Source organism: Sandarakinorhabdus glacialis (assembly GCF_014643455.1).
GTDB lineage: Bacteria > Pseudomonadota > Alphaproteobacteria > Sphingomonadales > Sphingomonadaceae > Sandarakinorhabdus > Sandarakinorhabdus glacialis.
This window is the reverse complement of the sequence record NZ_BMJM01000012.1, coordinates 1-2500: the sequence shown is the minus strand read 5'-3', so window position 1 is coordinate 2500 and position 2500 is coordinate 1. Positions and strand designations below refer to the sequence as shown.

Genomic DNA, 2500 nt, shown 5'->3' with positions numbered 1-2500 from the left:
TACTAACGGAGTCTCGGTTGATGTCCTTTCCTCCAGGTACTGAGATGTTTCAGTTCCCCGGGTTCGCCTCTTCATGACTATGTATTCATCATGAGATAACCTGATCACCAAACGCCAATCGCCGGCCATCGCTTGCGCAACAACCAGCAATTCGAATTTGATGAAGAGGCTGGGTTTCCCCATTCGGAAATCTGTGGGTCAAAGGTTGCTCACACCTCACCACAGCTTATCGCAGCGTGCCACGTCCTTCATCGCCTGTGCATGCCAAGGCATCCACCAAATGCCCTTACCTCACGCTTGAAAACCCGCACCACCAACGACAACACTGTATGTGCCATCACCAATCGAGCGGCTATCAAACGATTTCTTCTGTGTCCATGATCACCTGGCGCTGCTCCCGAGAAGTATTAAAGGAGTGCTCACCGGTGCCATTTCCACGGCATCGTTCTAAAAAACCCATTCACAATGTCAAAGACGAACCACTCGGCCATATGCCAAGGATCCGGTATCGCCGGCGCACATCGTGCGACGGCAAACTGGTTGCCTACATCCTGGAAGGGATAAACTCGAGATCGGCGCAGCGCTTGGTCAGCAGCTACAGCCTTTTGCTACGTGAGAGAGTGGTGGAGCCTATCGGGATCGAACCGATGACCTGATGCTTGCAAAGCAACCGCTCTCCCAGCTGAGCTAAGGCCCCATGCTCTCGCGAGCGGCGCGCCGTCAGTCGTGGCAAAGCCACGCCTTATGGCGCGCCTTTTCCCCGCTGGCCGACGCTTGCGCGTGGTCGAAATAGCAAACGCTATTTCGGGCCCGCGCTGCGCTGGTGGGCCGAGGAGGATTTGAACCTCCGACCCCACGCTTATCAAGCGTGTGCTCTAACCAACTGAGCTACCGGCCCCAACGCGCAAACACTGTTTACCAGCGGCGCATGAGGCGCCTCAAGTGCAATAGTCTTGCAACTATGCACCGAGCTGGCGCTCAGCGTTTTTCCAGGATGAAGGGACATGAGGGCGGCGGTAATGTTCTTTGGAAAGCAATATCGTCTCCGACGCTTCAAGACGCCGGCGATTATTGCAATATCCTTAGAAAGGAGGTGATCCAGCCGCAGGTTCCCCTACGGCTACCTTGTTACGACTTCACCCCAGTCGCTAAACCGACCGTGGTCAGCTGCCTCCCTTGCGGGTTAGCCCACTGCCTTCGGGTCAATCCAACTCCCATGGTGTGACGGGCGGTGTGTACAAGGCCTGGGAACGTATTCACCGCGGCATGCTGATCCGCGATTACTAGCGATTCCGCCTTCATGCTCTCGAGTTGCAGAGAACAATCCGAACTGAGACGGCTTTTTGAGATTAGCGCACCCTTGCGAGCTTGCGACCCATTGTCACCGCCATTGTAGCACGTGTGTAGCCCAGCGCGTAAGGGCCATGAGGACTTGACGTCATCCCCACCTTCCTCCGGCTTATCACCGGCGGTTCCTTTAGAGTCCCCAACTAAATGATGGTAACTAAAGGCGAGGGTTGCGCTCGTTGCGGGACTTAACCCAACATCTCACGACACGAGCTGACGACAGCCATGCAGCACCTGTCTGCAAGTCTCTTGCGAGAAGAAATCCGTCTCCGGAAATCGTCCTGCGATGTCAAACGCTGGTAAGGTTCTGCGCGTTGCTTCGAATTAAACCACATGCTCCACCGCTTGTGCAGGCCCCCGTCAATTCCTTTGAGTTTTAACCTTGCGGCCGTACTCCCCAGGCGGATAACTTAATGCGTTAGCTGCGCCACCGAAGCTCCAAGAGCCCCGACAGCTAGTTATCATCGTTTACGGCGTGGACTACCAGGGTATCTAATCCTGTTTGCTCCCCACGCTTTCGTTCCTCAGCGTCAAGAATGGTCCAGTTAGCCGCCTTCGCCACTGGTGTTCTTCCGAATATCTACGAATTTCACCTCTACACTCGGAATTCCACTAACCTCTCCCATCTTCAAGCGAAGCAGTCTCAAAGGCAGTTCCACGATTGAGTCGTGGGCTTTCACCTCTGACTTACAAAGCCGCCTACGAACGCTTTACGCCCAGTAATTCCGAATAACGCTAGCTCCCTCCGTATTACCGCGGCTGCTGGCACGGAGTTAGCCGGAGCTTATTCTCCCGGTACAGTCATTATCTTCCCGGGTAAAAGAGCTTTACAACCCGAAGGCCTTCTTCACTCACGCGGCATTGCTGGATCAGGCTTTCGCCCATTGTCCAATATTCCCCACTGCTGCCTCCCGTAGGAGTCTGGGCCGTGTCTCAGTCCCAGTGTGGCTGATCATCCTCTCAGACCAGCTAAGGATCGTAGCCTTGGTAGGCCTTTACCCCACCAACTAGCTAATCCTACGCGGGCTCATCCCTAGGCGATAAATCTTTGGTCTCTCGACATCATACGGTATTAGCACAAGTTTCCCTGAGTTATTCCGTACCTAAGGGCAGATTCCCACGCGTTACGCACCCGTGCGCCACTAGACCATGG

2 tRNA genes and 2 rRNA genes (1 of these 4 cut by a window edge) are annotated in these 2500 nt (G+C 54.7%); all 4 read right to left on the bottom strand.

The window, feature by feature from the left end:
* Positions 1-300 (bottom strand): 23S ribosomal RNA (locus IEW98_RS13720); it reaches 2506 nt to the left of the window's first position.
* Between the two features lie 321 nt (positions 301-621).
* Positions 622-697, bottom strand: a tRNA-Ala gene (locus tag IEW98_RS13715).
* 124 nt (positions 698-821) lie between these two features.
* Positions 822-898: transfer RNA gene (locus IEW98_RS13710), tRNA-Ile, on the bottom strand.
* A 188-nt stretch (positions 899-1086) separates the two neighbouring features.
* Positions 1087-2500: ribosomal RNA gene (locus IEW98_RS13705) — 16S ribosomal RNA — on the bottom strand; the annotation flags it as partial.